The organism is Streptomyces sp. NPDC000075 (assembly GCF_040301925.1).
Classification (GTDB): Bacteria; Actinomycetota; Actinomycetes; order Streptomycetales; family Streptomycetaceae; genus Streptomyces; species Streptomyces polychromogenes.
In genome coordinates this window covers 99,447-122,963 of sequence record NZ_JBEPFL010000005.1, presented here as the reverse complement: position 1 = coordinate 122,963, position 23,517 = coordinate 99,447, and the positions used below count along the sequence as shown (strand labels likewise).

Sequence of the window (23,517 nt, the reverse complement as noted above, 5' to 3'; positions counted from 1 at the left end):
CGTCCCCCCACAGACATGCCGCAACCCCAGGCGGCGACCGGCAAACCCCCCGGAGGCGTGACGCGGGCCCCCCGGCCCGCCGCCTCCGCGTTCCCCCTCGTGCACACCCCCCAGTGCGCGTCTCGGTGACTCCCCTCGGTGACTCCCGAAGACACGAGACTAGGCAGCACATGTGAAGCTGAGGCGCCGCCCAGTTAAAAACCACATTTCCGAGTTGATGTACCGCAACCGGAATTGACGCTACTCCCGCCCCTTCAGGGACGAACCACCCCCAACTGGTCCGCCAGCTCGACCGGTTCCGTCGTAGGCCGCGCGCAGACGAAGTGCCGGCACACGTACGCCGTCGGAAGGTCGCGCACCAATGTGCGCTCGGCCAGCAGGGGGAACTCCCCTCCACTCCCGTCCGCCGCGCGCGGCAGCCCGACCGCCACCACCGCCCCGGGAGCCGTCCCCAGCAACGCCGTGCGGTGCAGGGCCTGCGTCGCCGGATCCTCCGGGTGCCCGACGACGGCCACCTCGCGCGGACCGTCGACGAGCGCCTCCGCCACCGCCAGGCCGTGCCCGATGAAGCGCGGGGCACGCGGCCCGAGCGCGTGGACCACCGCCAGCGCCCGCTCGGCCGCTTCACGGTGGGGTCGCGAGCCGGTGTGCGCGGCGTACGAGAGCAGCGCGCCGGCGGCGGCCGTCCAGCCGGAGGGGGCGGCGGTGTCGGTGGGGTCCTGGGGGCGGCGGATCAGCTGCTCGGCGTCGTGCGCGGTGTCGTAGAGCGAGCCGTCCTCGGCGGTGAACCGGGCCATGACGAGATCGACGAGGAACCCGGCGAACTCCAGCCACACCCCCTCCCCGGTGACGGAGGCCAGGGTCAGGAAGCCCTCGGCCACGTCCCCGTAGTCCTCCAGCACCCCGGCGTTCGCCCCGGCCCGCCCGTCCTTGCTGGTCCGCGCCAGCCGGGCCATCCCGTCCATGTGGACCCGCACCAGCAGGTCGGCGGCCTCGATCGCCCGCTCGACGAGGTCCGGCCGCTCGAAGAAGGCCCCGCACTCGGCGAGGGCGGCGATGGCCAGCCCGTTCCAGGCGGCGACGACCTTGTCGTCCCGTCCGGGCGCGGGCCGCGCGCCGCGCGCTTCGAGCAGCCGCGCCTTGATCGAGGCGATCCGCTCGGCCTCCACCACCGGGCCGTCCTGCGGAAGTTGCAGCACCGACTTGCCGTGCTCGAAGGTCCCCTCGTCGGTGACCCCGAAGTACGCGGCGGCGAGCTCCGCGTCCGCCTCCCCGAGTACGTCCTCCAACTGGCCCGGCGTCCAGGCGTAGTAGGCCCCCTCGACGTGCCGCCCGGTCGCCTGCTCCTCGCTGTCGGCGTCGAGCGCGGAGGCGAACCCGCCCTCGGTGGTGCGCAGTTCCCGCACCATGAAGTCGGCGGTCTCCAGCGCGACCCGCCGGGCGAGGTCGGATCCGGTGGCCCGCCACAGATGCGCGTACACCCGGCACAGCAGCGCGTTGTCGTACAGCATCTTCTCGAAGTGCGGCACGACCCACTCCCGGTCCACGGAGTACCGCGCGAACCCGCCGCCGAGCTGGTCGTAGATCCCGCCCCGGGCCATGGCCTCACAGGTGTCGGCGGCCATCTGCAGGGCCCCCTCGGACCCGGTCCGGGCGTGGTGGCGCAGCAGGAACTCCAGCACCATGGACGGCGGGAACTTCGGCGCGCCGCCGAACCCGCCCCGCACGGCGTCGTACTCGCGCGTCAGCCCGAGCAGCGCCCGCCCCAGCTCCTCGGGGCCGGGCAGTCCGGCCTTGCCGTAGTCCAGCTGCCGCCCGGCGAGGTCCCGCACGATCCGCCGCGCGACCTCGGCCACCTCCTCGGGCCGCCCCACCCAGGCCCCCCGCACCCCTTCGAGCACCTGCATGAAGGAGGGCATGCCGTGCCGGGGCTCGGGCGGGAAGTAGGTCCCGAAGTAGAAGGGCTCGGCGTCGGGGGTGAGGAACACGGTCATGGGCCACCCCCCCTGCCCGGTCGCCGCCTGCACGGCCTCCATGTACACGGCGTCGATGTCGGGCCGCTCCTCGCGGTCGACCTTGATGCAGACGAAGTGCTCGTTCATGTAGGCGGCGGCCAGCTCGTCCTCGAACGATTCGTGCGCCATGACATGGCACCAGTGGCAACTGGAGTACCCGACGCTGAGCAGGACGGGGACGTTGCGCCGCCGCGCCTCCTCGAAGGCCTCCGGCTGCCAGGGCCACCAGTCGACCGGATTGTCAGCATGCTGAAGCAGATAAGGCGAGGTCACACCAGCCAGCCGGTTCATGGCCCCAGCCTCTCACAGGGCCCGTCCCCGGCGCGGAACCGCACGGGCCCCGTCTCACCGGGGTACCCGCCCTTCCGGCGGCAGCCCGCGGGCCCGCAGAACAGTAGGCTGGGGCCAGCAGTGCCGGCCCCGCGGCAGCTCCTCTAAGGAGGCACACCATGACCGCCGAGATGGTGGCGCCCGCCTGGATGCACACCCAGATCAGCGCGGAGCAGTACGACTCCTGGACCGAGGAGCAGTGCGCCGGAATCGAGGTCGTGGACGGGATGGTGGTCGTGAGTCCGAGCGCCTCCAAGCGCCACAACCGGCTGGCCCGAATCCTGGCCAACGCTCTCGACGCCGCCGCGGGAGCGGACTGGAACGCCGACACGGACTTCGACGTCCGCCTACAGGACGTTCCGCTCACCAACCGGCGTCCGGACGTCGTCGTCTACCGGGCGGAGACCATCGACCTCACGCCCACCCGCCCGGAACACGTACTCCTGGTCGTCGAGGTCGTCTCGCCCGGTTCGGAGACCACGGACCGGATCGTGAAGGTGGACCAGTACGCCAAGGCCGGTATCCCCTTCTACTGGCGGGTCGAACAAGCCGCCACCGGTGTTCCGATCGTCTACACCTATGTTCTCGACCCCGCCACCAAGGCCTACCGGGACGGCGAGATGTTCACCGGCGTGATCAAGGCCGCCGCGCCCTTCCCCTTCACCGTGGATCTCGGAACCATCTGACGGCCGGCCTCGCGCGGACGGCCATGAGCCTGAGGTCTGCGCCCGCCGCCTGGGGCCGTGGGCGTACATATATGCACGCCGATGGCCGTTCCTGGTTCAACTCCCTCTGATCTAGCTCAGATTGACTCGCGCGGCGGAGCGTCCCGCAGGACACTTGGCGGACGTTTGCGGAGCTCTCCGGGGAGGATGCCGATGCGGGACAGCCATCGTGTCGAGGCCGAGCGGGTGCTGGTCCGGGCCGTCGGGGAGGAGGTGCGGCGGGCGGGGGGCGGGGTGGACGCCGACGTGCTGCTCGCGCGGGGGCGGGAGGCGCTCGACGGGCTGGCCGGGGTGGCGGGCGAGGAGTACGCCGCCTACGTGGCCGCGCTCGACGAGGCCGCCGCCGGGGCGCAGTCCCTCGGGGAGGCCTTCCGGCGGGCCAGCAGCGGGACGGCCCTGCTGGTGACGGCCGTCGCCGCCGCGGCCGCCGCCGGGGCGGACATGGCCTTCGGCGTCGACGCCGGTACGGCGCTCAGCGCGGGCATCGTGGTCGGGGCGGCCGGAGCCGCGACGACGGTGGCCCGGGTGGCGGCCGTGCACGTTCCGGCCGCGAACCGGCGGGCCGGGGCGGCGGGACGCCCCGGCGGGCCGGAGCAGCTGAGGCTGAAGTGGCTGACGGCGCTGGAGGTGCGCGGGATCCGGCCCTTCCTGGAGCAGGAGCGGACGGTGGCGGCCGCCACCGTGACCGCCGCGCCCGCGCCCGCCCCCGTACGGGTGCCCGTGCGCGGGGAGGGTCAGCCGGCGGTGCCGCCGCAGCTGCGCGGGGCGGACCGGAGCGCCGAGGCCCGGCGGCGCAGCGCGCTGGAGCAGTCGTTCGGTCAGCTCCCGGACGCCGACGCCCTGTTCACCGGCCGGCGGGCGGAGCTGGCGCGGATCGCGCAGTGGGTGCGGACGGCGCGGGCCAGTACGGAGACGCGTCCGGTGGTGGTGGTCCTGCACGGTGAGCCGGGGGTGGGCCGTACGGCGCTGGCGCTGCGGGCGGCGCACGGGCTGCGGGATCAGTTCCGCGGGGCGTGCGTGGTGGACCTGCGGGGCGGGGCCCCGGCCGCCGGGGAGGCGCCGCTGTCGACGCGGGAGGCGCTGCTGCACCTGCTGAACCGGCTGGGCGCGCCGCGCGAGCAGCTGCTGTTCCGGGAGGGGGCTCCGGCCGAGCAGCAGGTGCGCCGCCTCGGGGAGCTGTACCACCAGCACCTCCAGGGGCTGCCGGTGACGGTGGTGCTGGACGACGCGGTGGACCCGGAGCAGGTGCGGGCGCTGGTGCCGGAGCGCTCCGAGAGCCTGGTGCTGGTCACGGCCCGGGAGCCGCTGGAGCTGCCGGCGGATCTGGGGGCCTGGGTGCACCACCTGCCGGTGGTGCGGCTGGCGGAGCCGGAGGCGGCCGAGGTGCTGCGGGCCGGGGCGCGGGCGGCGGGTGAGCCCGTACCGGGGCCGGCGGCGGAGGCGGGGCTGCTGGAGCTGGCGGCGGGGCTGCCGCTGGCGCTGCGCGTGCTGGCTCCGCTGGGGGCGGCGCGGGCCTCGGACGGGGGCGGGGACGGGGACGGGGCGCTGGAGCAGGCCCTGGAGCTGGCTTATGTGCGTCTGCCGGAGGAGCGGCGCCGGCTGCTGCGGCGGCTCACCCTGGCGGGGCGGGCCTCGCTGGGCGCGGCGGCGGCCGCGGCGCTGGTGGACGCCGAGCGGGTGGAGGCCGGGCGGCTGCTGGGCGAGCTGGCGCGGGCGGGCCTGCTGGACCTCGTCCGCGGGGAGCGGTACCGGATGCACGACGCGGTGCGGGCGTACGCGGCGGCGCGGCTGGCGGCGGACGAGGACCGGGCGGAGGCGGCGGCCGCGCACGAGCGGCTGGTGCGGGACTACGCGCGGCTGGCGGACTCGGTGATCCGGATGGTCGACGGGAAGATGTCGACGCGGGCGGATCATTTCGGTGGGCACGGCTTCGCCTCGCTGGACGCGGCGCTGCGCTGGCTGGACGAGGAGTCGAGCTTCATCACGGCGGCGCTGCGGCATTCGGAGGGGGTGGACCAGCAGGCGGTGCTGGACCTGTTGGGGGCGCTGTGTGACTTCTGCCTGCTGCGCGGGGACCTGTACCGGCTGGGTGAGATCACCGAGCTGACGCGGGCGGTGGACCAGGGGCGGCTGAACCGCTCGGTGCAGTGGCGTACGGGTATCGCGGCGCGGCAGCTCGGCGAGCTGGACAAGTCGCGTACGACGCTGACCTCGCTGGTGGACCAGTACAAGGAGGCCCGGCAGGAGGCCGGGGCGGCGATGGCGCTGCTGTCGCTGGGCATCACGCTGCACCACCAGGGCAACCTGCCCGAGGCGGCGGCGCGGATCCGGGAGGCGCTGGCGCTTCAGGAGGCGCAGGAGCTGGCGGGCGACCGGGCGTGGTCGCTGCACGCGCTGGGCGCGGTGGAGCGGGACCGGGGGCACCTGGGGGAGGCGGTGGCGCTGCTGGAGCGGTCGCTGGCGCTGCACCGGGAGAGCGAGAGCGTGCACGGGGAGGCGTGGGCGCACTTCCAGCTGGGGCAGGTGTACGTGCGGGTGGGTGACGTGTCCCGGGCGGAGGAGGAGCTGCTGCTGGCGCTCGGCCTGTACGGGCGGACGCGTGACGATCGCGGTGAGGCGTGGGCGCTGACGCAGCTGGGCCGGGCCCGGGTGGTCGCGGGGGACGCGGGGACGGCGCTGGAGCGGCTGCGGGACGCGCTGGCCCGGCACCGGCTGGCGGAGGACGCGCGGGGCGAGGCGTGGACGCTGTACTACCTGGGGCTGGCGCTGGAGGAGGACGGGGGGCTGGACCGGGCGGTGCGGGAGCTGGAGCGGGCGCGGACGATGTTCTCGCGGATGCGGGACGTGTACGGGCTGGCGCACGCCCGCTACCACTCGGGGCGGGTGGCGCGTGATCTGCGGGCGGCGCAGACGGGGAACCTGCGCAATTCCGGGTTCGCCCGGCAGCTGCTGGTGGACGCGCGGGCCGATTTCCGGCGGATCGGGCTGGCGCACGGGGAGGGCTGGACCTGCCTGGAGCTGGCCGTGGTGGACGCGGGGAACGGGCGGCCGGAGCAGGCGGTGGCGCTGTGCGAGGAGGCGGTGCGGCTGTTCGCCTCGTACGGGGACCGGCGCGGGGAGGACTGGGCGCGCTTCCTGCGGTGCACGCTGCTGCCGTACGCGTCGCCGGCGTCGGGTGCGGCGGAGGCCCGGGAGGAGCTGGACCGGCTGGTGCGGGGTGCGCACGGGCTGCGGGGCGACCGGCTGGAGGAGTGCGTGGAGGCGTACGGGGTGGTGCTGGGGCGGGGGGTGGACCCGGCGGAGGGCTGGCAGGCCTGGCGTCTGGGTCTGGTACCGGACCTGCGCGCCCGGGAGGTGATGGGGGTGTCCCTGCCGGCGCCGTCGGCGTGAGGGCGCGCACGGGGGCGCCCCGCCCCGCCGGGCTGCGGTGGGGCGGGCGCTCGTGCGTGGGGTGGGGTCAGGCCTTGGGGCCGTCGGCCGCCGGTGCGGCCGTCGCGGCGGCCGGCTCCGGGGCCTCCTCGAAGTTCACCCGGCCCATGTGCTTGCTCATCGACTTCATCAGGCCCCACACGCCGAGGGCGAGGGCCGCGAACACGACGAACCCGAGGAGGCCCGGGGTCACCTTGTTCTTGTCGAAGGTGTCGGCGGCCAGCGGAACGAGCTGGACGACTGCTGCCTGCATAGCGCTCATAGCTACGCATTCTCCCGGATGCCCGCGAAGAGGTCGGACTCGGGGAGGGAAGTGTCGACGAGCGACTTCGCCAGCTCGTACTCCTCCGTCGGCCAGACCTCCTTCTGGATCTCCATGGGGACGCGGAACCAGCCGCCGTCCGGGTCGATCTGCGTGGCGTGCGCGATGAGGGCCTTGTCGCGGATCTCGAAGAAGTCCGAGCAGGGCACGTGGGTGGTCAGGGTCCGCTCCTTGCGCTCGAACTCCTTCCACCGCTCCAGCCACTCGCCGTAGGGGGACTCCAGGCCGCGCGCGAGGAGCGCCTCGTGCAGCGCGATGGTGCGCGGCTTGTTGAAGCCCTGGTTGTAGTAGAGCTTCTGCGGCTGGTACGGGGCGCCGTACTCGGCCTCGGGGAACTTGTCGGTGTCGGCCGCGCCGTCGAAGGCCACCATCGTGATCTTGTGGGTCATGATGTGGTCGGGGTGCGGGTAGCCGCCGTTCTCGTCGTAGGTGGTGATGACCTGCGGCTTGAACGCGCGGATCTTCTTCACCAGCTCGCCGGCGGCCTCCTCCACGTCCGCGAGGGCGAAGCAGCCCTCGGGCAGCGGCGGCAGCGGGTCGCCCTCCGGCAGGCCGGAGTCCACGTAGCCGAGCCACTCCTGCTCGATGCCGAGGATCTCGCGGGCCTCGTCCATCTCCTTGGCGCGCACCTCGTGGATGTTCTCCTCGATGTACTTGTCGCCCTGGAGCTTGGGGTTCAGTACGGAGCCGCGCTCACCGCCGGTGCAGGTCACCACCAGGACGGGCACACCCTCGGAAACGTACTTGGCCATCGTGGCCGCGCCCTTGCTCGACTCGTCGTCGGGGTGGGCGTGCACGGCCATCAGTCGAAGCTGCTCGGTCAAGACAGGATCCTCTGTGATTCGGCGCGACGGTCAACCTCTATATTGACCGAATCGGGGGACGGAAAATTCCTGGGTGCCTCACCCTCCCCAGCGAGAGGAATCGATCATGAGCGCGGTGCGCGAAGGGCTCCCGGAAGGCCGTTACGGCCGGTCGGCGGACGAGCGTGCGGACCGGAAGCTCAAGGTCGTGGGGTCGGTGCTCGGAGTCGGGCTGCTGGCCGTCGTCGGCTGGATCGGCTGGGACTACGTGGGCGGGCAGAGCGTCAGCGCCGAGGTGATCAAGTTCCAGATCGTCTCGGACACCGAGGTGAAGGTGCACCTGGAGGTCCGCAAGGACGCCTCCGTCACGGGTGTCTGCACCCTCGACTCCCAGGACAAGGACCACGGCGAGGTCGGCCGCGCGGACTTCACCTTCCCGCAGCAGGAGAAGCGCGTCGACGAGATGGTCACCCTGAGGACCACGGCGCGCGCCACGATGGTCGAGCTGGTCGGCTGCCAGGCGGCGGGCACCGCCCGCTGAGCCCGCTCCCCTGCGGTCAGCAGGGTGCAATGACACACTTCATACACATCGTGTCCTCCCCCTTTTCTTCCCGAATTGTTAGGCTCGTGGTTTCGCCCGCCGCTGGCGGCTTTGTAGTCCCCTGTACCGACGAGGAGCACCCGTGACCCAGACGAGCGAGAGCGTCACCTGGCTGACCCAGGCGGCGTACGACCAGCTGAAGGCCGAGCTGGACTACCTCTCTGGTCCCGCCCGCACGGAGATCGCCACGAAGATCGCGGCTGCCCGCGAGGAGGGCGACCTGCGCGAGAACGGCGGCTACCACGCGGCCAAGGAGGAGCAGGGCAAGCAGGAGCTCCGCGTCCGCCAGCTCACCCAGCTCCTGGAGAACGCGAAGGTCGGCACCGCGCCCACGTCCGCCGAGGGCGAGGTGGCCCCGGGCATGCTCGTGACCATCGCGTTCGACGGTGACGAGGACGACACGCTGGAGTTCCTGCTGGCCTCCCGCGAGTACGCCTCCTCGGACTTCGAGACCTACTCCCCGCAGTCCCCGCTGGGCGCGGGCGTGCTGGGCAAGAAGGTCGGCGAGGACGCCCAGTACGAGCTGCCGAACGGTAAGAAGGCCACGGTCAAGGTCATGGCCGTGAAGCCCTTCAACGGCTGACCAGGCCCTTTACGAGGACGTACGCGCGAGCCCCCGCCGGACCGGTTCCGGCGGGGGCTCGCGCGCGTGTGCCCGTCGCGGGGGCGCGGTCTCAGGCGGTGGCCGAGCGGTACTTGCGGACGGCGAGGGTGCGGAAGACCACGATGATCAGCAGCGACCACAGGACCGACGCGAGGACCGGGTGCTGCATCGGCCAGGCGGCCGGCACCGGGTAGCCCTCGGGGAGGTTCCCGAAGAGCTCGCGGGCCGCCTGGACGGTCGCGCTGAAGGGGTTCCACTCCGCGATGTGCCGCAGGAACGCCGGCATGTTCTCGGAGGGGACGAAGGCGTTCGAGATGAACGTCAGCGGGAAGAGCCAGATCAGCCCGCCCGAGGTGGCCGCCTCCGGGGTGCGCACCGACAGGCCGATCAGGGCGCCGATCCAGGAGAAGGCGTAACCGAGCAGGAGCAGCAGGGCGAAGCCGGCGAGGACCTTGCCGATGTTCTCGTGGGTGCGCCAGCCGACGATCAGGGCCACGACGGCCAGGACGACCACGGTCAGCGCGGTCTGGACGAGGTCGGCGAGGGTGCGGCCGGTGAGCACCGCGCCGCGGGCCATGGGCAGGGAGCGGAACCGGTCGATCAGGCCCTTGTGCATGTCGTCCGCGATGCCGGCGCCCGCGCCGGCGGTGGCGAAGGTGACGGTCTGGGCGAAGATGCCGGCCATGAGGAACTCGCGGTAGGCGGCCGGCGAGGTGCTGCCGCCGACGGCGATCGAGCCGCCGAAGACGTAGCTGAACAGCACGACGAACATGACCGGCTGGACGACTCCGAACACGATGACCTCGGGGATCCTGGACATCCGGATCAGGTTCCGGCGGGCGATGACGAGGGAGTCGCGGACTCCCTGGACGAGGCCGCCGCGCGGGCGCGGGGCCGCGAGCTCCGTCCCGGAGAAGGTGGTGGTCACTTGGCCGCCCTCCTGCCGCCCCTGGCGGGCGCGGCTTCGCCGTTGCCGTTGCCGTTGCCCTCGGTGAGTTCGGCCGCGTGGCCGGTGAGGGAGATGAACACGTCGTCGAGGGTGGGGCGGCGCAGGCCGATGTCGTCGATCTCGATGCCCCGCAGGTCCAGCTCGCGGATGACCTCGGCGAGCAGCTTGGCGCCGCCCTGTACGGGGACGGTGAGCTTGCGGGTGTGTTCCTCGACGGTGGTCTCGCCCCGGCCGAAGCCGGTGAGGACCTCGCGGGCGGTGGTGATGTGCTCGCGGTCGTGGACGACGACCTCGACGCGTTCGCCGCCCGTCTGGGCCTTGAGCTGGTCGGAGGTGCCGCGGGCGATGACCCTGCCGTGGTCGACCACGCAGATGTCGTGGGCGAGGCGGTCGGCCTCCTCCAGGTACTGGGTGGTCAGCAGGAGGGTGGTGCCCCCTGCGACGAGTTCCTCGATGACGTCCCACAGGGCCTGGCGGTTGCGCGGGTCCAGGCCGGTGGTGGGCTCGTCCATGAACATCACCGGCGGGCGGACGACGAGGGCGGCCGCGAGGTCGAGGCGTCTGCGCATGCCGCCGGAGTAGGTCTTGGCGGGGCGGTCGGCGGCGTCGCCGAGGTTGAAGCGCTCCAGAAGCTCGACGGCCCTGGCCTTCGCCGCCCGGCCGGTCATCTGGTAGAGCTGGCCGACCATCTGGAGGTTCTCGCGGCCGGTGAGGTACTCGTCGACGGCGGCGAACTGGCCGGAGAGGCCTATGGAGCGGCGGACCTCGTTGGGGTGCTTGAGGACGTCGATCCCGGCGACGACGGCACGGCCGCTGTCGGGCTGGAGGAGGGTGGTCAGGACGCGTACGGTCGTGGTCTTGCCCGCGCCGTTCGGGCCGAGCAGGCCCAGCACGGTTCCCTCGGGGACGTCGAGGTCCACGCCGTCCAGTGCCCGTACGTCGCCGAAGGTCTTGACCAGCGCTTCGGCGTATATGGCGCCCGGCATACGGATTCTCCCAGCGATCGATGAGCCGAATCGGGGCATTACCAGTCAAATCCTAGGTGCGCCGGGCGGCACCCGCCCGACGCAACGGCACCCTATCGCGTCATATCGCGTTGCGCTACGGGTCGGGCGTGCGGAACCTACGGGTCGGGCGTGCGGAACCCGGCCCCGGCCCGGGCGGCGCCGCCCTCAGCCCATCACCCGGTACCCCGCGCCATGCAGGGTGCGGGCGACCTCCTTGCAGTGCTCGGGCCCCTTGGTCTCCAGGTGCAGCTCCACCTCCACCTCCGTGAGCCCCAGGCGCGGGTCGGTCCGTACGTGGCTGACGTCCAGCACGTTCGCGTCGACCGTGGACAGCACCCCCAGCAGCCCCGCCAGGGCCCCCGGCGCGTCCGCCACCCGCAGCCGCAGCGACAGGTAGCGGCCGGCGGCGGCCATGCCGTGCCGCAGGATCCGCTGGAGCAGCAGCGGATCGACGTTCCCGCCGGACAGGACGGCCACCACCGGCCCGCCCGCGAACCGCTCCGGCTCGCTCAAGAGCGCGGCCACCGGGGCGCAGCCGGCCGGCTCGACGACCAGCTTGGCCCGCTCCAGGCACAGCAGCAGGGCGCTGGACAGGGCGTCCTCCGACACCGTCCGCACGTCGTCCAGCAGTTCCCCGATGATCGCGAACGGGACGTCGCCGGGGCGGCCGACCTTGATGCCGTCGGCCATCGTGACGGGCCGGTCGATGGACACCGGGTGGCCGACCTGGAGGGAGGGCGGGTACGCGGCCGCGCCCGCCGCCTGCACGCCGATCACCTTGACGTCCGGGCGCAGCGCCTTGACCGCCACCGCGATGCCCGCGGCCAGCCCGCCGCCGCCGACCCCGACGAGGATCGTGCGCACCTCGGGGCACTGCTCCAGGATCTCCAGTCCGACGGTGCCCTGGCCGGCGATGATGTCGCGGTGGTCGAAGGGGTGGATGAACACCGCCCCCGTCCGCTCCGCGTGCTCCTGGGCGGCGGCCAGGGTCTCGTCGACGACCTGCCCCTCCAGCCGCACCTCGGCCCCGTACTCCTGGGTGGCGGCCACCTTGGGCAGCGGGGCGCCGACCGGCATGAACACGGTGGAGCGGACCCCGAGCAGGGAGGAGGCCAGCGCCACGCCCTGGGCGTGGTTGCCGGCGCTCGCGGCGACGACCCCGGCCGCGCGCTGTTCGGGACGCAGGCCCGCGATGCGCACGTACGCGCCGCGCAGCTTGAAGGAGCCGGTGCGCTGGAGGTTCTCGCACTTGAGGTGGACCGGGGCGCCCACGAGGGAGGACAGGTGCCGGCTGCCCTCCATCGCGGTCACCCGGGACACCCCGGACAGCATCTTCTGAGCCCCCCGCACGTCGTCGAGGATGACCTGCGGGACGGGCTGCACGCGGTAGTTCATGCGGCCAGTCTCGCAGCCCGCGAAGGCCCCGGCTCAGGGATGGACGGGACGTCCGCGCGGTCTTGAGGAAGCCCTCGGGCGGGCTTCGGACCGGGGGCGAAATCTCGCCATGCGGAACGCTCCGGGGGCGGCTGCCCCGACGGTGCGTATCAGTTGTCAAACGCGGCGTACGAGCCGCCGCAGGGCCGCGTACTCTGTCCCCCATCCTTGTCGGCCCCACGCGAAGAGAGCCACGGCCATGCCCTCCATCCCGGCCAGTTCCGACCTGCCCACGGCGGCCGAAGCGCCCGCCGGATCCGGACTCCTCGACGCGCTCCAGCACGAGGTGGCCGTCTTCGCCCGCCGGGCCGAGCAGACCCGCCTCGGCGGGGTCGGCCAGGCCCGCAACTCCATGGACCGTGCCGCCTACCTGCTGCTCAACCGCCTCGACCTCGAAGGCCCGATGGGCGTCAAGGCGCTCGCGGGCGGCATGGGCATCGACTCCTCCACCGTCACCCGGCAGGTGGCCCCGCTGGTGGACGGCGGGCTGGTCAAGCGCACCTCGCACCCCGAGGACGGCCGGGCGGTGGTCCTCGCCCTGTCCCCGCGCGGGCTGGCGCGGCTGGAGGAGGTCCGCTCCTCGCGGCGCGAGCTGATGGCCCGGGTGACCGAGGGCTGGGCGGAGGAGGAGCGCGAGGTGTTCACGAGGCTGCTGACCCGCTTCAACGGCTCGCTGTCGGAGCTGATGTCCGCCACCTCCGAGGGCGGCCCCGCCTCCTGACCCGGTCCGGGATCCCGCGGCGTCCGACCCCTTGACCGGGGTGGTGCCACCGGCCGCACCATGGGTGCTGTGGACCGGCGTGCGGGGCGGGACCCGGAGTTCGAGGCCTTCGTCGCGGGCGCGGCGGGGCGGCTGCTGCACGTCGCGGTGCTGCTGACGGCCGAGCACCCGGCGCGGGCGTACGCCGCGCACCGCATCCTCGCCGGCGCGCTGGCCCGTACGTACGCGCACTGGGAGCGGCTGCGCGGGGACGACCCGTACGACCACACCCGCCAGGAGGTCTGCGCCGCGTACGCGCGCACCGCGCGGCGGCTGCCCGCCGGGACGGGGATCCTGGCGCCGCTGAGCCCGGCGCAGCGGCTGGTGCTGGTGATGCGGGTCTACGAGGGCGTCGCCGAGGAGGTCACGGCCGCGCAGCTGGGGCTGGCGCCGGAGCGGGTCGAGGCCCTGCGCAACCGGGCGGTGGCCGCCCTGCGCGAGGCGGTGCGGCCGGCGGCGGGGGCGGCATGAGCGCGTACGACCGTAAGGAAGCGCAGGTCAGGCAGCTGCTGGAGGGTCCGCACCCGGCGGTTCCGGCCGGTCTGGCGGCGGCCGCCGTGGTCCGTGGCCGACGGCTGCTGCGCCGGCGCCGGGCCCTGCGCCGGTTCGGGTGGGCGGTGCTGTGGGCGGCGGCGGCCGCCTTCGCGGTGTGGGCGGCGCTGAGGCACCCGTGGGTGACGCCGCCCAGTCACGTCTCGCCGCCCCTGGAGGGCTGGTAGCCGTTCCAGGGGCGGCGGACCGCGATCAGCCCAGGGCCTGGGTGAGGTCCGCGATGAGGTCGTCGGCGTTCTCGATGCCGACGGACAGGCGGATGAGGTCCGCGGGGACCTCCAGGGCCGAGCCGGCCACCGAGGCGTGGGTCATGCGGCCCGGGTGCTCGATGAGGGACTCGACGCCGCCGAGGGACTCGGCCAGCGTGAAGATCCGGGTGCGGCCGCAGACCGCGACGGCCTCCTCCTCGCCGCCGGCGACCTGGAAGGAGATCATGCCGCCGAAGTTGCGCATCTGCTTGGCGGCGACCTCGTGGCCCGGGTGCTCGGGCAGGCCCGGGTAGAGGACCTTGGTGACCTTCGGGTGGCGCTGGAGCACCTCGACGATCTTCTCGGCGTTCTCGGCGTGCCGGTCCATGCGCACCGCGAGCGTCTTGATGCCGCGCAGCACGACCCAGGAGTCGAACGGTCCGGCGACCGCGCCCATGGCGTTCTGGTGGTAGGCGAGCTCCTCGCCGAGGGCCTCGTCCGCGGTGACCAGGGCGCCGCCGACGACGTCGGAGTGGCCGCCCATGTACTTCGTCAGCGAGTGCACGACGACGTCGGCGCCGAGCGCGAGGGGCTGCTGGAGGTAGGGGGAGGCGAAGGTGTTGTCGACGACGAGCTTGGCGCCGGCCGTGCGGGCGATGTCCGCGACCACCGCGATGTCGGTGATGCCCAGCAGCGGGTTGGAGGGGGTCTCGACCCAGATCAGCTTGGTCTTCGGGGTGAGGGCGGCACGCACGGAGGCGGCGTCGGAGGTGTCGGCGACCGACCACTCCACGCCCCAGCGGGAGACGACCTTCGCGAAGAGGCGGAAGGTGCCGCCGTAGGCGTCGTTGGGGATGACCACGTGGTCGCCCGGGGAGAGCAGCGTGCGCAGCAGGCAGTCCTCGGCGGCGAGCCCGGACGCGAAGGCGAGGCCGCGCCGGCCGCCTTCGAGCGCGGCGAGGTTCTCCTCCAGCGCGGTACGGGTGGGGTTGCCGCTGCGGCTGTACTCGTAGCCGCCGCGCAGCCCGCCGACGCCGTCCTGCTTGTAGGTGGAAACCTGGTAGATCGGGGGGACGACCGCACCGGTCTGCGGGTCCGCCGTGTTGCCCGCGTGGATCGCGCGGGTCTCGAAGCTCTGGTGCTCGTGGCTGTCGTCGCTCATGGGGCAGATGCTATGCCCCGCGCGCGGATCGTTCCTCCCCTGGCCTGACGCGCCGTCGACCGGCGCCGGGTCCGCATTCGCGTTCGGGCCGCCGGGTCTGGTTCGCTGGGAGGCATGCAGATGATGTGGGTCCTGATGACGCTGGTCCTGGCCGGCCTCATGATCTATCGGTTCGTACGGGTCCGGCGCGGCGGCGGCCTGCGCCTGGTCTCGCCCGGCAGTCCCGACGCCGCCGACCCCCTGGACTACGGCTTCGCGCGGCAGGAGGAGCTGGACGTCCGGGTGCCCGGACCCGACCAGGACCTGATGGACGCTCTGGGCAACGTCCAGCGCACCGGCGGGTGGCAGGCGGCCTCCGCCCTGCTCGCCGGGACCCCGAAGGACGGCGAGCGGCGCTGGCAGCGGGTGCAGGCCTTCGGCGGCGCGGCCGCGCTGGACCTCGTCCGGCGTCCCGGGGAGGGCGCGCCGTGGCTGAAGGCGTGGCGGCTGGAGGCGGAGAAGGACGCGGGCGGCGCGCAGGTGCACGCCGAGCTGCTGGTGCAGCAGGCGTGGCGGTCCTCCGGCGGGGTGGGCTCGCAGGACCACCGGATCATGCTGGAGGAGGCGCGCGAGGCCTGCCACAAGGCGTCACTGCTGGCGCCCGGCGACCCGGTGCCGTTCATCACGGAGCTGGCGGTCGCGCGCGGGCTCGGCTACTCGGAGGCGGAGTTCGACGCCCTGTGGGCCAAGGTGATCGACGTGGCGCCCGCGCACATGGGCGCGCACCTGGCGGCCCTGCACTACTGGTGCGAGAAGTGGCACGGCTCGCGGGAGAAGGCGGCCGCCTTCGCGGAGGCCGCCGCGGCCCGCGCCCCGCAGGGGTCGCTGCTGGCGGCGCTGCCGCTGTTCTCGGTGTACGAGAACCTGCCCGACCAGGTCATGGTCAGCGACTTCGGCCGGACCGCGGTCGTCTCGCGGGCGGTGGAGGGCGCCCTGTTCGCGGTGCGGCAGGCACGGGCGGACGACCCGATGCTGGCGCACGTGCGGCACCTGCTGCTGTGGTTCCTGGTGACGACGGAGCGCTGGGCGGAGGCGATGGAGCAGGTGCGGCACGTGGACGGCTGCGTGGGCGCGCTGCCGTGGTCGGCGTCCGAGGACCCGGCCGCGCAGTACGCGGTGTACCGGGCGCTGGCGGTCGCCGGCTACGAGGCCAACGGCGGCTCCCCGGCGACGCTGCCCCACTGACCTGCGGCGGAAGCGGGGGGTACCCACGGGTACCCCCCGCTTTCCGCTGCCCCGCCCGGGACGTAAGGTGCGCGTAAACATCGCACCAAGTGCGCGTCAAAGCCGCACCATCCCGTGGGGGGACCCGTCCATATGGGCGCTTCGCTGCGCGCTCTGCGCGCCCTCGTCCTGCTCGCAGGCTTCTACCTGCTGAGCTTCGTCCTGCTCGCCGTCCTCGGACTCGCCGACTGGGCGGCCTTCTCCTGGCTCCACGGCGCGCTCGCCGGCAAGATCGTCATCGGGACCGTGGTCCTCGCCGTCCCGGTCGTGCGCGGCATGTTCATGCTCCGCACCCCCAAGGCCGAGCCCCTGCCCGGCGTCCGCGTCACCGAGGAGCGGGAACCCGCCCTGTGGCGGGCCGTCCGCGAGACCGCCGACCAGGTCGGCACCCGCGCCCCCGACGAGATCCTGCTGATCGACGAGGTCAACGCGGCCGTCTCCGAGGACGCCAGCCTCCTCGGCCTGCGCTCCGGCACCCGCCGCCTCTACCTCGGCCTGCCCCTGATGACCGGCCTGGACGAGATGCAGCTGCGCGCCGTCCTCGCCCACGAGATGGGCCACTACGCCAACTTCGACACCCGCCTCACCCCGCTCATCGCCCGCGGCCGCGCACAGCTGGTGCGCACCATCGGCCACTTCCACGACCGCGCCGACAACGTCGAGGCCAAGGAGCGCGCCAGGCAGGAGAAGCGCGCCGAGAAGCGGATCGCCAAGGGCAAGAAGGCCAAGAAGATCGACACCGAGGGCGAGGGCATCTCGTACCGCGCCATGGCGAAGATCTACACCGGCTACGCCCACCTCTACATGCGCGCCACCCTCTCCTCCTCGCGCCGCCAGGAACTCGCCGCCGACCTCGCCTCGGTCCGCGTCGCCGGCCGCGACTCCGCCGCCTCCGCACTGCGCGAGCTGAACGCCCTCGACTCGGCGCACGGCTTCTACATGCGCTCGTACGCCACCCTCGGCGTCGGCGCCGGCCTGCTGCCGGGCCCCGGCCAGGTCTTCGGCGGGCTGCGCCACCTCCTCGACGCCCGGCCCGCCGAGCTGGAGGAGATGCGCCGCGAGCTGCCCACGAAGCCCGCGTCCCCGTACGACTCCCACCCGGCGCTCGCCGAGCGCGTGGCCCGCATCGAGGCCCTGCCCGACGACGGCCGCGCCGGGCAGGCGGCCCGCCCGGCCCTGGAGCTGCTCGCCTCCCCGCAGGAGGCGCTGGCCGCGCTGGAGCAGGCCGTCCTGACCCCCGAGGCGCTCGCGCTCACCCGCGTGGACTGGGACGAGCTCGTCCACCGGTCGATGACCACCTACTCCGGCCGGGGCGCCGAGGAGATCCGCGACGCCCTCACCGCCGAAGGCGCCGGCCCCGGCCTGGGCGACCTGCTGGACGCCATCGACACCGACCCGGCGGTGCGCTGGCGGATCGCCGACCGCTTCCCGAAGTCCGACGAGGCGCGGGCCGCCACCGGCCGCACCGCCCGCGAGTTCGCCCGCCCCGTCGTCCGGCGTGCCGTCGAGCGGCTGGTCACCGTCGAACTGCTCGCCCGCGGCGCCGCCCGCTGGGAGCTGTCCTGGTCGGACCCGGCCGCCCTGTCCTACCCCGTTCCCGGTTTCGAGGACGAGCTCGGCCCCGCCCTGGACGCGGCCGTCGCCGACGTGCCCGACACCGGACTCCTGCGAAAGCTGGTGCTCGCCCCGTGACCGTCGTACTCGCCGTCCTCTGCGTCCTCGGCGCCCTGCTGCTGGCCGTCGTCTGCTGGGTGCTGCGCGGGGTCTTCCTCATCCGCAAGGCCAAGCGGCTCGAAGCCGAGATCGGCGCCCTGGACGCGCGGACCGAGGCCGACCGGAGCGACGAGCAGGCCCGCAAGGCGGCCGCCGCCGTCGCGCTGGGCTTCGTCGCGGAGTCCGGCCTCGACACCGATCACCCGGCGCCGGTCCCGGCCGAGCGCCTCGCCGTCCTCGAAGCCGCCCGCTCGGGCGACTGGGAGGCCGCCGCCGCGTACGTCGAGGCGGCCGGGGAGGACTGGCAGGAGCGGCTGGAGCGGGTGCGCCCGCTGGCCGAGGCGGCCGCCGAGGACGACGCCTGGCTGCTGGCCTGGCGCACCGCCCGGCCCGCCGACCCCACCGCGGCGCTGGTCCACGCCGACACCGGCGTGATGGTCGCCTGGAACGTGCGCGGCAGCCGGTCCGGCCGCCGCACCACGCAGGAACAGTTCCGCCTCTTCCACCAGCTGCTCACCACGGCCCGGGCCGACGCGCACGCGGCGCAGAAGCTGGCCGGCCCCGCGGACCCCTGCCCCTACGTCGTCGAGCAGGCGATCGCCATGGGCCTGGGCTACGCGCACGAGGAGTACCGCCGGCTGTGGGAGCGGATCACCGAACGCGCCCCGCGCCTGCTGTGGTCGCACGTCGCGGGCCTTCAGTACTGGTGCGCGAAGTGGCAGGGCTCGCACGAGCTGGCCATGGAGTACGCCCGCGCGTCGGCGGCCGCCGGGAAGCCGGGCGACCTGCTGACCCTGCTCCCGCTCATGGCGTACTTCGAGCAGGAGACGTACGAGGACGACCTCCTGCCGGAGACGTACTACAAGGAGCCGGAGATCGTCGCCGCCGTGGACGCGGCACTCGCCGACCTGGCCGCCGCCGGCCACGCGCACCCCGGCACCCCCCGGATGCGGCACATGCTGGCCTACCTGCTGTTCTGGCAGGACCGGGACGCGGAGGCGGTCGAGCAGTTCCGCCACATCGACGGGTACATCGGCGCCGTGCCGTGGACGTACGCCGACGAACCGAAGCGGCGCTACCTGTACGCCCGCGACTGGGCGGTGGACGTGACGGCGCCGGACGCGTGACCGCCGGGGCGGGCGGGATGCCCGCACCGGGAATCCCCGCCCGCCCCGGTCCGTTGTCCCTCCCACAAGGAGGGAATTCCATGTTCTCGTACCGCCGCACGCCCGAGCTGCCCACCCGCGAGGAGGCCCTGAAGGGCCGCGCCGAAGCGCAGTTCTCCCTGCCCGAACGCCACACCGTCCTCGGCAACCCGCTGGCCGGCCCCTACCCGGAGGGCCTGGAGGTCGCCGACTTCGGCCTGGGCTGCTTCTGGGGCGCGGAGCGCAAGTTCTGGCAGACCCCCGGTGTGTGGACCACCCTGGCCGGCTACCAGGGCGGCTACACGCAGAACCCGTCGTACGACGAGGTCTGCTCGGGCCAGACCGGCCATACGGAGGTCGTCCGGGTGGTCTTCGACCCCTCGCGGGTCTCCTACGAGAGCCTGCTGAAGCTCTTCTGGGAGTCCCACGACCCCACCCAGGGCTTCCGCCAGGGCAACGACGTGGGCACCCAGTACCGCTCGGCGGTCTACACCCACTCCCCCGCCCACCAGAAGACCGCCGAGGCCTCCCGCGACGCCTACCAGCGCGTCCTGACCGCCTCGGGCTACGGCACGATCACCACGGCCGTCCTCCCGGCAACGGACCGCCCCTTCTGGCCGGCGGAGCCGTACCACCAGCAGTACCTGGACCGCAACATCAACGGCTACTGCGGCATCGGCGGCACGGGCGTCTCCTGCCCGATCGGCGTGGCCCCGGCCGACGGCTGATCGACGCCAGCGGGCCTCAGACGGCAAGGCCGCCCTGGTCACCCTCGCTGCGATCGGCAGCTTCCTGTCGAACCACTTCGGCCATGTGTACAGCTTTCCTGTTCTGGAAAGGATCAGCGCTTGACCCTGCCATGACCGGCTCGGGAGCATCGAACACGACAGGCATGCGCCGACATGTGGGGGCGAGGATGCTGCGGAAGCTGTCCGGTGACCCGGAGTGCAGGAACGGAACGTGCCCGACGCTGTGGGGTACTGAGGACGCCAAGGACTACGTAGTGCAGGGCTACGTAGTCACGGACCCCGCACGGCTGGCGCAGCTCAACCTGCCCGAGGGGGAAACCGCCGTCGTGGTCCCGGCCACGGTGCTGGAGGAGTACTTCCGTGCTCAACGCTGAGGAGTTCGGTCGTCTCTTCGAGGCCTTCGAGCGGACCGCCTTCCGCCTGGAGATGCTCTCCGTCTACAGCGTGGAGGACGAGCACGAGGAGTTCGAACGCTTCCTCGCCGGAGGAGACATGGGCCCTGACTGGGACGACAACCCATGGGTGCGGTCCATGACCGACAAGGGCAAGCAGGTCTCGCGCGTCCACGTCCTCCGGTCTCCACTGACCGACTACCTGCGGTACGAACTGGCCGCCTATCCGGGCAACATCGCTGCCGGCGAGACCATCGGAATCATCGACCTGTCAGAGCAGGCCGTGACCGGCCTGCCCGATCACGACTTCTGGCTGTTCGACGACCAGGACGTATACCGGATGCACTACACGCCGGAAGGTGCGTTCACCGGCGCCGAACTGCTTCCTGCCCACCGCCTCGCCGAGTACCAGGACTACCGAGACCGCGCCTTGGCCGAAGCCGTGCCGTTCGCGGACTACCGGGAGCGGCACCACTGACCGCCGACTCGATCGGGAAAGCCCTGCGGGCGCTGCGCGACGCATCCGGACTCACGGGTGATGCGGTGGCCCGCAGGGCTTCCATGTCTGCCGGGAAGCTCTCGAAAATCGAGACGGGCAAGGTGCGGCCGACTGTCCAGGACGTGGACCTGGTCCTCACTGCCATGGGCGTGAGCGAGGAAGTCAAGGAAGAGTTCCTGGCAGCCGCCCGCGCTGAAGCCACCGAGGCCACCGCATGGCGCCTGCTGCGCCGCGTGGGCCCGTGGAAGCACCAGAAGACCATCCGGGCCATCGAGGCCGGCACCACCACACTCAGGCTCTTTCAGGGGCAGCTCGTTCGAGCCGGGCAGGTGTTTCCGCTTCCTGATCTGTGAGCACGTACTCCGGTGGCGCATCAGCGAGCCCGTGGTCATGGCGCTCCAGCTCGACCGGCTCGTATCCGTGTCCCGTCTGCCCAACGTTTCGTTGGGTGTCGTCCCGTCCGGCCGCCGGATGCCCGACTTCCCCATGACCTGCTTCAGCCTCCACGACGACCGTCTCGTCATCGTGGAGACGTTCCACTCCGAAATCACCACCCGCGACCCGAAGGACGTCCAGCTCTACCTCGACACCTTTGAACGGTTCGCCGCCGTGGCGGTCTACGGCGATGCCATGAGAGCCCTGGTCGAGGGCATCCGGGACGGATTCTTGCCCCAACAGGAAAGGTCCTAGAAGGAGCTGCTCAGCGGGTGAAGCATCAGCGGTCGGAGGCGCTGCGAGGTACCCGGGCACACCCCGATCGGGACAGCGGTGCCCTTCCCACCTGAATCAAGGAGGACCAGATGACCGACCTGTACGGACTCGACATCTCCGGAGCCCACTTCAGCAAGGCGTGCGGAGGCAACACCCACCCGGACGGCGAGGCGTGCGTGACCCTCGCGAAGATCGGGCCGGACGCGTGGGCGATGGGCGACAGCAAGCGGCCGGACGCCGAGCCGCTGCGCTTCACCTCGGCCGAGCTGGACGCGGCGGGCATCGACCCCAACCGCTTCGACCTCTCCGCCTGATCCACGGCACCACCTGAACCGACGGCCCTGCCCTCACGCCGACGGGCGGGGCCCGTCGTCATCTCTCGGAACGGAGCAGCGGTGCACCACCACGGCTACGCATGGGTGGGGGAGAAGAAGACGTTCGACAGGGAGAGCGTCCGCAGACCGCCCGGCCAGGCCCCGGCGGCAACCAGTGAGCAAGAGGTGCACGACCGGTACCGAGAAGCCGTGGCCGCGTTCCCGACCGCCGATCTGCCTCCGGTCCAGACGGCGCACTGGCTCATGAAACCGCCCTCGCTGATCAGGGGGACATGGGAGGAGCCCAAGGAGGCCGGCGAGTGGTTGGGCCTCCAGCTCGCAGAGTTCGCGCCCCGGTTCGCCTCCGAGCAGGACCGCGAGGCGACCAGGCTGGTTCTCCTTGCGAAGTCTGCTGTCGAACGCCTGACGTGGGGAGGGGACGTGTCCCTCGGCCACTACCTGAAGGGCACCGTCTTCCACTCCGTCGCCCTTGTGACGTGCTCGCCGAACCGTACTGATCCCCTCCTGCCCTGCCCGGTCCGGCAGGCCCGTGCCTGACAGCGGCCCCCGGCGTGATGCCGGGGGCCTGCCTGCGTCCGCGTGCGCCGCCTCAGGCACTCTCTCCCAGGTGGCGGTACAGGGTGGCTCGACGTTGCCCTTACGGGCCGCAGCGTCCAGGCGGCCGGTCAGATCGTCGAGGTGTCGATCACGAAGCGGTAGCGGACGTCGCTCGACAGGACGCGTTCGTACGCCTCGTTGATGCGGTCGGCGGCGATCAGTTCGATCTCCGAGCCCAGGCCGTGCTCGGCGCAGAAGTCGAGCATCTCCTGGGTCTCGGCGATACCGCCGATCATCGAACCCGCCAGGGTCTTGTTGCCGCCGATGACCGAGAACAGGTTCAGCTCCACCGGCTCCTCCGGCGCGCCCACGTTCACCAGCGCGCCGCCGACCCGCAGCAGGGACAGGTAGCGGTCGAGGCCCAGCGGGGCCGAGACCGTCGACACGATCAGGTCGAAGCGGCCCCGCAGCTCCTGGAAGGTGGCCTCGTCGGCGGTCGCGTAGTAGTGGTCGGCGCCCAGCCGCAGGCCGTCCTCCTTCTTGCGCAGGGACTGCGACAGGACGGTCACCTCCGCGCCCAGCGCGTGCGCGATCTTCACGCCCATGTGCCCGAGGCCGCCCAGGCCGACGACGGCGACCTTCTTGCCCGGGCCCGCGCCCCACCGCTTCAGCGGGGAGTACAGGGTGATACCGGCGCACAGCAGCGGCGCGGCGACGTCGAGGGCGAGGCCCTCGGGGATGCGGACGGCGTAGTTCTCGTCGACGACCAGGTGCGTGGAGTAGCCGCCGTAGGTCGGCTCGCCGTTCCTGTCGAGGGCGTTGTACGTGCCGGTCGCGCCCTGGACGCAGTGCTGCTCCTGCCCGGCCAGGCAGTACTCGCACTCCCGGCAGCTGTCGACCAGGCAGCCGACGCCGACCCGGTCACCGACCGCGAACCGCGTGACGCCCGCACCGGCCTCGGTGACCACGCCGGCGATCTCGTGGCCCGGGACCATCGGGTAGATGCCCTCGCCCCAGCCGTCGCGGGCCTGGTGGATGTCGGAGTGGCAGATACCGGCGTACTTGATCTCGATGAGGACGTCGTGCTCGCCGACCGGCCGGCGCGGCACGGTCGTGCGCTCCAGCGGGGCCTTGGGGGCGGGGGCGGCGTAGGCGGCTGCCTGGGTCACGGACATGGGGTGCTCTCCTCGGACGAGGACGCCGGGCCGGCCGGAAGGGGCCGGCCGCGGCGTCCGTACTGCGATGGCACCACGATGCCCCCGCCGGCCCGCGCCACCCAGCCCCCTGCCGGG

General features: G+C 72.8%; 24 protein-coding genes and 1 pseudogene. 17 read left to right on the top strand and 8 right to left on the bottom strand.

The genetic code is table 11. The features are described from left to right. Positions 1 to 254: 254 nt before the first annotated feature. Positions 255 to 2,306: a thioredoxin domain-containing protein gene (locus ABT403_RS08295; RefSeq protein WP_344164082.1), complete on the bottom strand. Its 2,052-nt coding sequence runs from the start codon at positions 2,304 to 2,306 to the stop codon at positions 255 to 257. Positions 2,307 to 2,464: 158 nt separating this feature from the next. Here ABT403_RS08295 and ABT403_RS08290 point away from each other — a divergent pair, with 158 nt between their 5' ends. After that, the gene (locus tag ABT403_RS08290; protein WP_344164079.1) at positions 2,465 to 3,031 is read left to right on the top strand and encodes a Uma2 family endonuclease; all 567 of its coding nucleotides are present in this window, start codon (positions 2,465 to 2,467) and stop codon (positions 3,029 to 3,031) included. Positions 3,032 to 3,223: 192 nt separating this feature from the next. Further along, a complete protein-coding gene (locus ABT403_RS08285; RefSeq protein WP_344164076.1) occupies positions 3,224 to 6,460 on the top strand; it encodes a tetratricopeptide repeat protein in 3,237 nt (1,078 codons plus the stop codon). A 67-nt stretch (positions 6,461 to 6,527) separates the two neighbouring features. Here ABT403_RS08285 and ABT403_RS08280 read toward each other — a convergent pair whose 3' ends face one another. Together ABT403_RS08280 and mca are read right to left on the bottom strand one after the other, a co-directional pair. After that, positions 6,528 to 6,761, bottom strand: a complete 234-nt coding sequence (locus ABT403_RS08280) for a hypothetical protein (RefSeq protein WP_344164073.1) — start codon at positions 6,759 to 6,761, stop codon at positions 6,528 to 6,530. A gap of 2 nt (positions 6,762 to 6,763) precedes the next feature. Continuing rightward, positions 6,764 to 7,645 carry a mycothiol conjugate amidase Mca gene (gene mca / locus ABT403_RS08275; RefSeq protein WP_344164070.1) on the bottom strand — a complete coding sequence of 294 codons (882 nt, stop codon included), beginning with the start codon at positions 7,643 to 7,645 and terminating at the stop codon, positions 6,764 to 6,766. A gap of 106 nt (positions 7,646 to 7,751) precedes the next feature. Here mca and ABT403_RS08270 point away from each other — a divergent pair, with 106 nt between their 5' ends. Both ABT403_RS08270 and greA read left to right on the top strand, forming a co-directional pair. Next, positions 7,752 to 8,165 carry a DUF4307 domain-containing protein gene (locus ABT403_RS08270; protein WP_344164067.1) on the top strand — a complete coding sequence of 138 codons (414 nt, stop codon included), beginning with the start codon at positions 7,752 to 7,754 and terminating at the stop codon, positions 8,163 to 8,165. A 142-nt stretch (positions 8,166 to 8,307) separates the two neighbouring features. After that, positions 8,308 to 8,808: a transcription elongation factor GreA gene (gene greA, locus ABT403_RS08265; protein ID WP_344164064.1), complete on the top strand. Its 501-nt coding sequence runs from the start codon at positions 8,308 to 8,310 to the stop codon at positions 8,806 to 8,808. Positions 8,809 to 8,899: 91 nt separating this feature from the next. Here greA and ABT403_RS08260 read toward each other — a convergent pair whose 3' ends face one another. From ABT403_RS08260 to ilvA, 3 genes are all read right to left on the bottom strand, one after another. Then, positions 8,900 to 9,757, bottom strand: a complete 858-nt coding sequence (locus tag ABT403_RS08260; protein WP_344164061.1) for an ABC transporter permease — start codon at positions 9,755 to 9,757, stop codon at positions 8,900 to 8,902. Next, on the bottom strand, positions 9,754 to 10,764 hold the full coding sequence (locus ABT403_RS08255) for an ATP-binding cassette domain-containing protein (RefSeq protein ID WP_344164058.1): 1,011 nt from the start codon (positions 10,762 to 10,764) through the stop codon (positions 9,754 to 9,756). The genes ABT403_RS08260 and ABT403_RS08255 overlap by 4 nt, the downstream gene beginning before the upstream one ends. A 186-nt stretch (positions 10,765 to 10,950) precedes the next feature. Next, complete coding sequence (ilvA, locus tag ABT403_RS08250; RefSeq protein WP_344164055.1) at positions 10,951 to 12,180, bottom strand: threonine ammonia-lyase; 1,230 nt, start codon at positions 12,178 to 12,180, stop codon at positions 10,951 to 10,953. Positions 12,181 to 12,418: 238 nt separating this feature from the next. Here ilvA and ABT403_RS08245 point away from each other — a divergent pair, with 238 nt between their 5' ends. The 3 genes from ABT403_RS08245 to ABT403_RS08235 are packed head-to-tail and all read left to right on the top strand — an operon-like array spanning position 12,419 to position 13,698. Beyond that, positions 12,419 to 12,940, top strand: coding sequence for a MarR family winged helix-turn-helix transcriptional regulator (locus ABT403_RS08245; protein ID WP_344164052.1), 522 nt, complete (start codon positions 12,419 to 12,421; stop codon positions 12,938 to 12,940). Positions 12,941 to 13,000: 60 nt separating this feature from the next. Continuing rightward, entirely contained in the window at positions 13,001 to 13,450 is a 450-nt protein-coding gene (locus tag ABT403_RS08240) for a sigma factor-like helix-turn-helix DNA-binding protein (RefSeq protein ID WP_344164049.1), read from the top strand. Next, entirely contained in the window at positions 13,447 to 13,698 is a 252-nt protein-coding gene (locus ABT403_RS08235) for a hypothetical protein (RefSeq protein WP_344164046.1), read from the top strand. The genes ABT403_RS08240 and ABT403_RS08235 overlap by 4 nt, the downstream gene beginning before the upstream one ends. Positions 13,699 to 13,723: 25 nt before the next feature. Here ABT403_RS08235 and ABT403_RS08230 read toward each other — a convergent pair whose 3' ends face one another. Continuing rightward, positions 13,724 to 14,881, bottom strand: coding sequence for a cystathionine gamma-synthase (locus ABT403_RS08230; RefSeq protein ID WP_344164043.1), 1,158 nt, complete (start codon positions 14,879 to 14,881; stop codon positions 13,724 to 13,726). Positions 14,882 to 14,995: 114 nt separating this feature from the next. On the opposite strand from ABT403_RS08230, the gene ABT403_RS08225 reads away from it, so the two are divergent. The 10 genes and pseudogenes from ABT403_RS08225 (at position 14,996) to ABT403_RS08180 (ending at position 22,225) form a co-directional block, all read left to right on the top strand. Then, positions 14,996 to 16,105: a hypothetical protein gene (locus tag ABT403_RS08225; RefSeq protein ID WP_344164040.1), complete on the top strand. Its 1,110-nt coding sequence runs from the start codon at positions 14,996 to 14,998 to the stop codon at positions 16,103 to 16,105. A gap of 132 nt (positions 16,106 to 16,237) precedes the next feature. After that, positions 16,238 to 17,836: a M48 family metalloprotease gene (locus tag ABT403_RS08220; RefSeq protein ID WP_344164037.1), complete on the top strand. Its 1,599-nt coding sequence runs from the start codon at positions 16,238 to 16,240 to the stop codon at positions 17,834 to 17,836. Next, on the top strand, positions 17,833 to 18,984 hold the full coding sequence (locus tag ABT403_RS08215) for a hypothetical protein (RefSeq protein WP_344164034.1): 1,152 nt from the start codon (positions 17,833 to 17,835) through the stop codon (positions 18,982 to 18,984). The genes ABT403_RS08220 and ABT403_RS08215 overlap by 4 nt, the downstream gene beginning before the upstream one ends. Positions 18,985 to 19,064: 80 nt before the next feature. Continuing rightward, a complete protein-coding gene (gene msrA / locus ABT403_RS08210; RefSeq protein WP_344164031.1) occupies positions 19,065 to 19,730 on the top strand; it encodes a peptide-methionine (S)-S-oxide reductase MsrA in 666 nt (221 codons plus the stop codon). 381 nt (positions 19,731 to 20,111) lie between these two features. Further along, positions 20,112 to 20,621: a DUF6879 family protein gene (locus ABT403_RS08205; RefSeq protein WP_344164028.1), complete on the top strand. Its 510-nt coding sequence runs from the start codon at positions 20,112 to 20,114 to the stop codon at positions 20,619 to 20,621. Positions 20,622 to 20,686: 65 nt separating this feature from the next. Then, positions 20,687 to 20,755 (top strand): annotated as a pseudogene (locus ABT403_RS08200) (hypothetical protein); the annotation flags it as partial. Positions 20,756 to 20,764: 9 nt separating this feature from the next. Beyond that, entirely contained in the window at positions 20,765 to 20,995 is a 231-nt protein-coding gene (locus tag ABT403_RS08195; RefSeq protein WP_344165919.1) for a hypothetical protein, read from the top strand. Between the two features lie 31 nt (positions 20,996 to 21,026). Then, positions 21,027 to 21,332 (top strand): Scr1 family TA system antitoxin-like transcriptional regulator, encoded by a 306-nt coding sequence (locus ABT403_RS08190; RefSeq protein WP_344164025.1) that lies wholly within the window; start codon positions 21,027 to 21,029, stop codon positions 21,330 to 21,332. 110 nt (positions 21,333 to 21,442) lie between these two features. Then, positions 21,443 to 21,667: a DUF397 domain-containing protein gene (locus ABT403_RS08185; RefSeq protein ID WP_344164022.1), complete on the top strand. Its 225-nt coding sequence runs from the start codon at positions 21,443 to 21,445 to the stop codon at positions 21,665 to 21,667. An 81-nt stretch (positions 21,668 to 21,748) separates the two neighbouring features. After that, a complete protein-coding gene (locus ABT403_RS08180) occupies positions 21,749 to 22,225 on the top strand; it encodes a hypothetical protein (RefSeq protein ID WP_344164019.1) in 477 nt (158 codons plus the stop codon). Positions 22,226 to 22,353: 128 nt separating this feature from the next. Here ABT403_RS08180 and ABT403_RS08175 read toward each other — a convergent pair whose 3' ends face one another. After that, positions 22,354 to 23,400 (bottom strand): NAD(P)-dependent alcohol dehydrogenase, encoded by a 1,047-nt coding sequence (locus ABT403_RS08175; protein ID WP_344164016.1) that lies wholly within the window; start codon positions 23,398 to 23,400, stop codon positions 22,354 to 22,356. Between the last annotated feature and the right edge of the window lie 117 nt (positions 23,401 to 23,517).

Bases quoted from the DNA above. Each gene is read 5' to 3' on its own strand.
- ilvA (WP_344164055.1), bottom strand. From the start codon at position 12,180: ATGAACTACCGCGTGCAGCCCGTCCCGCAGGTCATCCTCGACGACGTG.
- ABT403_RS08255 (WP_344164058.1), bottom strand. From the start codon at position 10,764: ATGCCGGGCGCCATATACGCCGAAGCGCTGGTCAAGACCTTCGGCGAC.
- ABT403_RS08245 (WP_344164052.1), top strand. From the start codon at position 12,419: ATGCCCTCCATCCCGGCCAGTTCCGACCTGCCCACGGCGGCCGAAGCG.
- ABT403_RS08240 (WP_344164049.1), top strand. From the start codon at position 13,001: ATGGGTGCTGTGGACCGGCGTGCGGGGCGGGACCCGGAGTTCGAGGCC.
- ABT403_RS08175 (WP_344164016.1), bottom strand. From the start codon at position 23,400: ATGTCCGTGACCCAGGCAGCCGCCTACGCCGCCCCCGCCCCCAAGGCC.
- ABT403_RS08230 (WP_344164043.1), bottom strand. From the start codon at position 14,881: ATGAGCGACGACAGCCACGAGCACCAGAGCTTCGAGACCCGCGCGATC.
- ABT403_RS08185 (WP_344164022.1), top strand. From the start codon at position 21,443: ATGACCGACCTGTACGGACTCGACATCTCCGGAGCCCACTTCAGCAAG.
- ABT403_RS08270 (WP_344164067.1), top strand. From the start codon at position 7,752: ATGAGCGCGGTGCGCGAAGGGCTCCCGGAAGGCCGTTACGGCCGGTCG.
- ABT403_RS08290 (WP_344164079.1), top strand. From the start codon at position 2,465: ATGACCGCCGAGATGGTGGCGCCCGCCTGGATGCACACCCAGATCAGC.
- ABT403_RS08285 (WP_344164076.1), top strand. From the start codon at position 3,224: ATGCGGGACAGCCATCGTGTCGAGGCCGAGCGGGTGCTGGTCCGGGCC.
- ABT403_RS08225 (WP_344164040.1), top strand. From the start codon at position 14,996: ATGCAGATGATGTGGGTCCTGATGACGCTGGTCCTGGCCGGCCTCATG.
- ABT403_RS08235 (WP_344164046.1), top strand. From the start codon at position 13,447: ATGAGCGCGTACGACCGTAAGGAAGCGCAGGTCAGGCAGCTGCTGGAG.
- ABT403_RS08280 (WP_344164073.1), bottom strand. From the start codon at position 6,761: ATGAGCGCTATGCAGGCAGCAGTCGTCCAGCTCGTTCCGCTGGCCGCC.
- ABT403_RS08220 (WP_344164037.1), top strand. From the start codon at position 16,238: ATGGGCGCTTCGCTGCGCGCTCTGCGCGCCCTCGTCCTGCTCGCAGGC.
- ABT403_RS08295 (WP_344164082.1), bottom strand. From the start codon at position 2,306: ATGAACCGGCTGGCTGGTGTGACCTCGCCTTATCTGCTTCAGCATGCT.
- msrA (WP_344164031.1), top strand. From the start codon at position 19,065: ATGTTCTCGTACCGCCGCACGCCCGAGCTGCCCACCCGCGAGGAGGCC.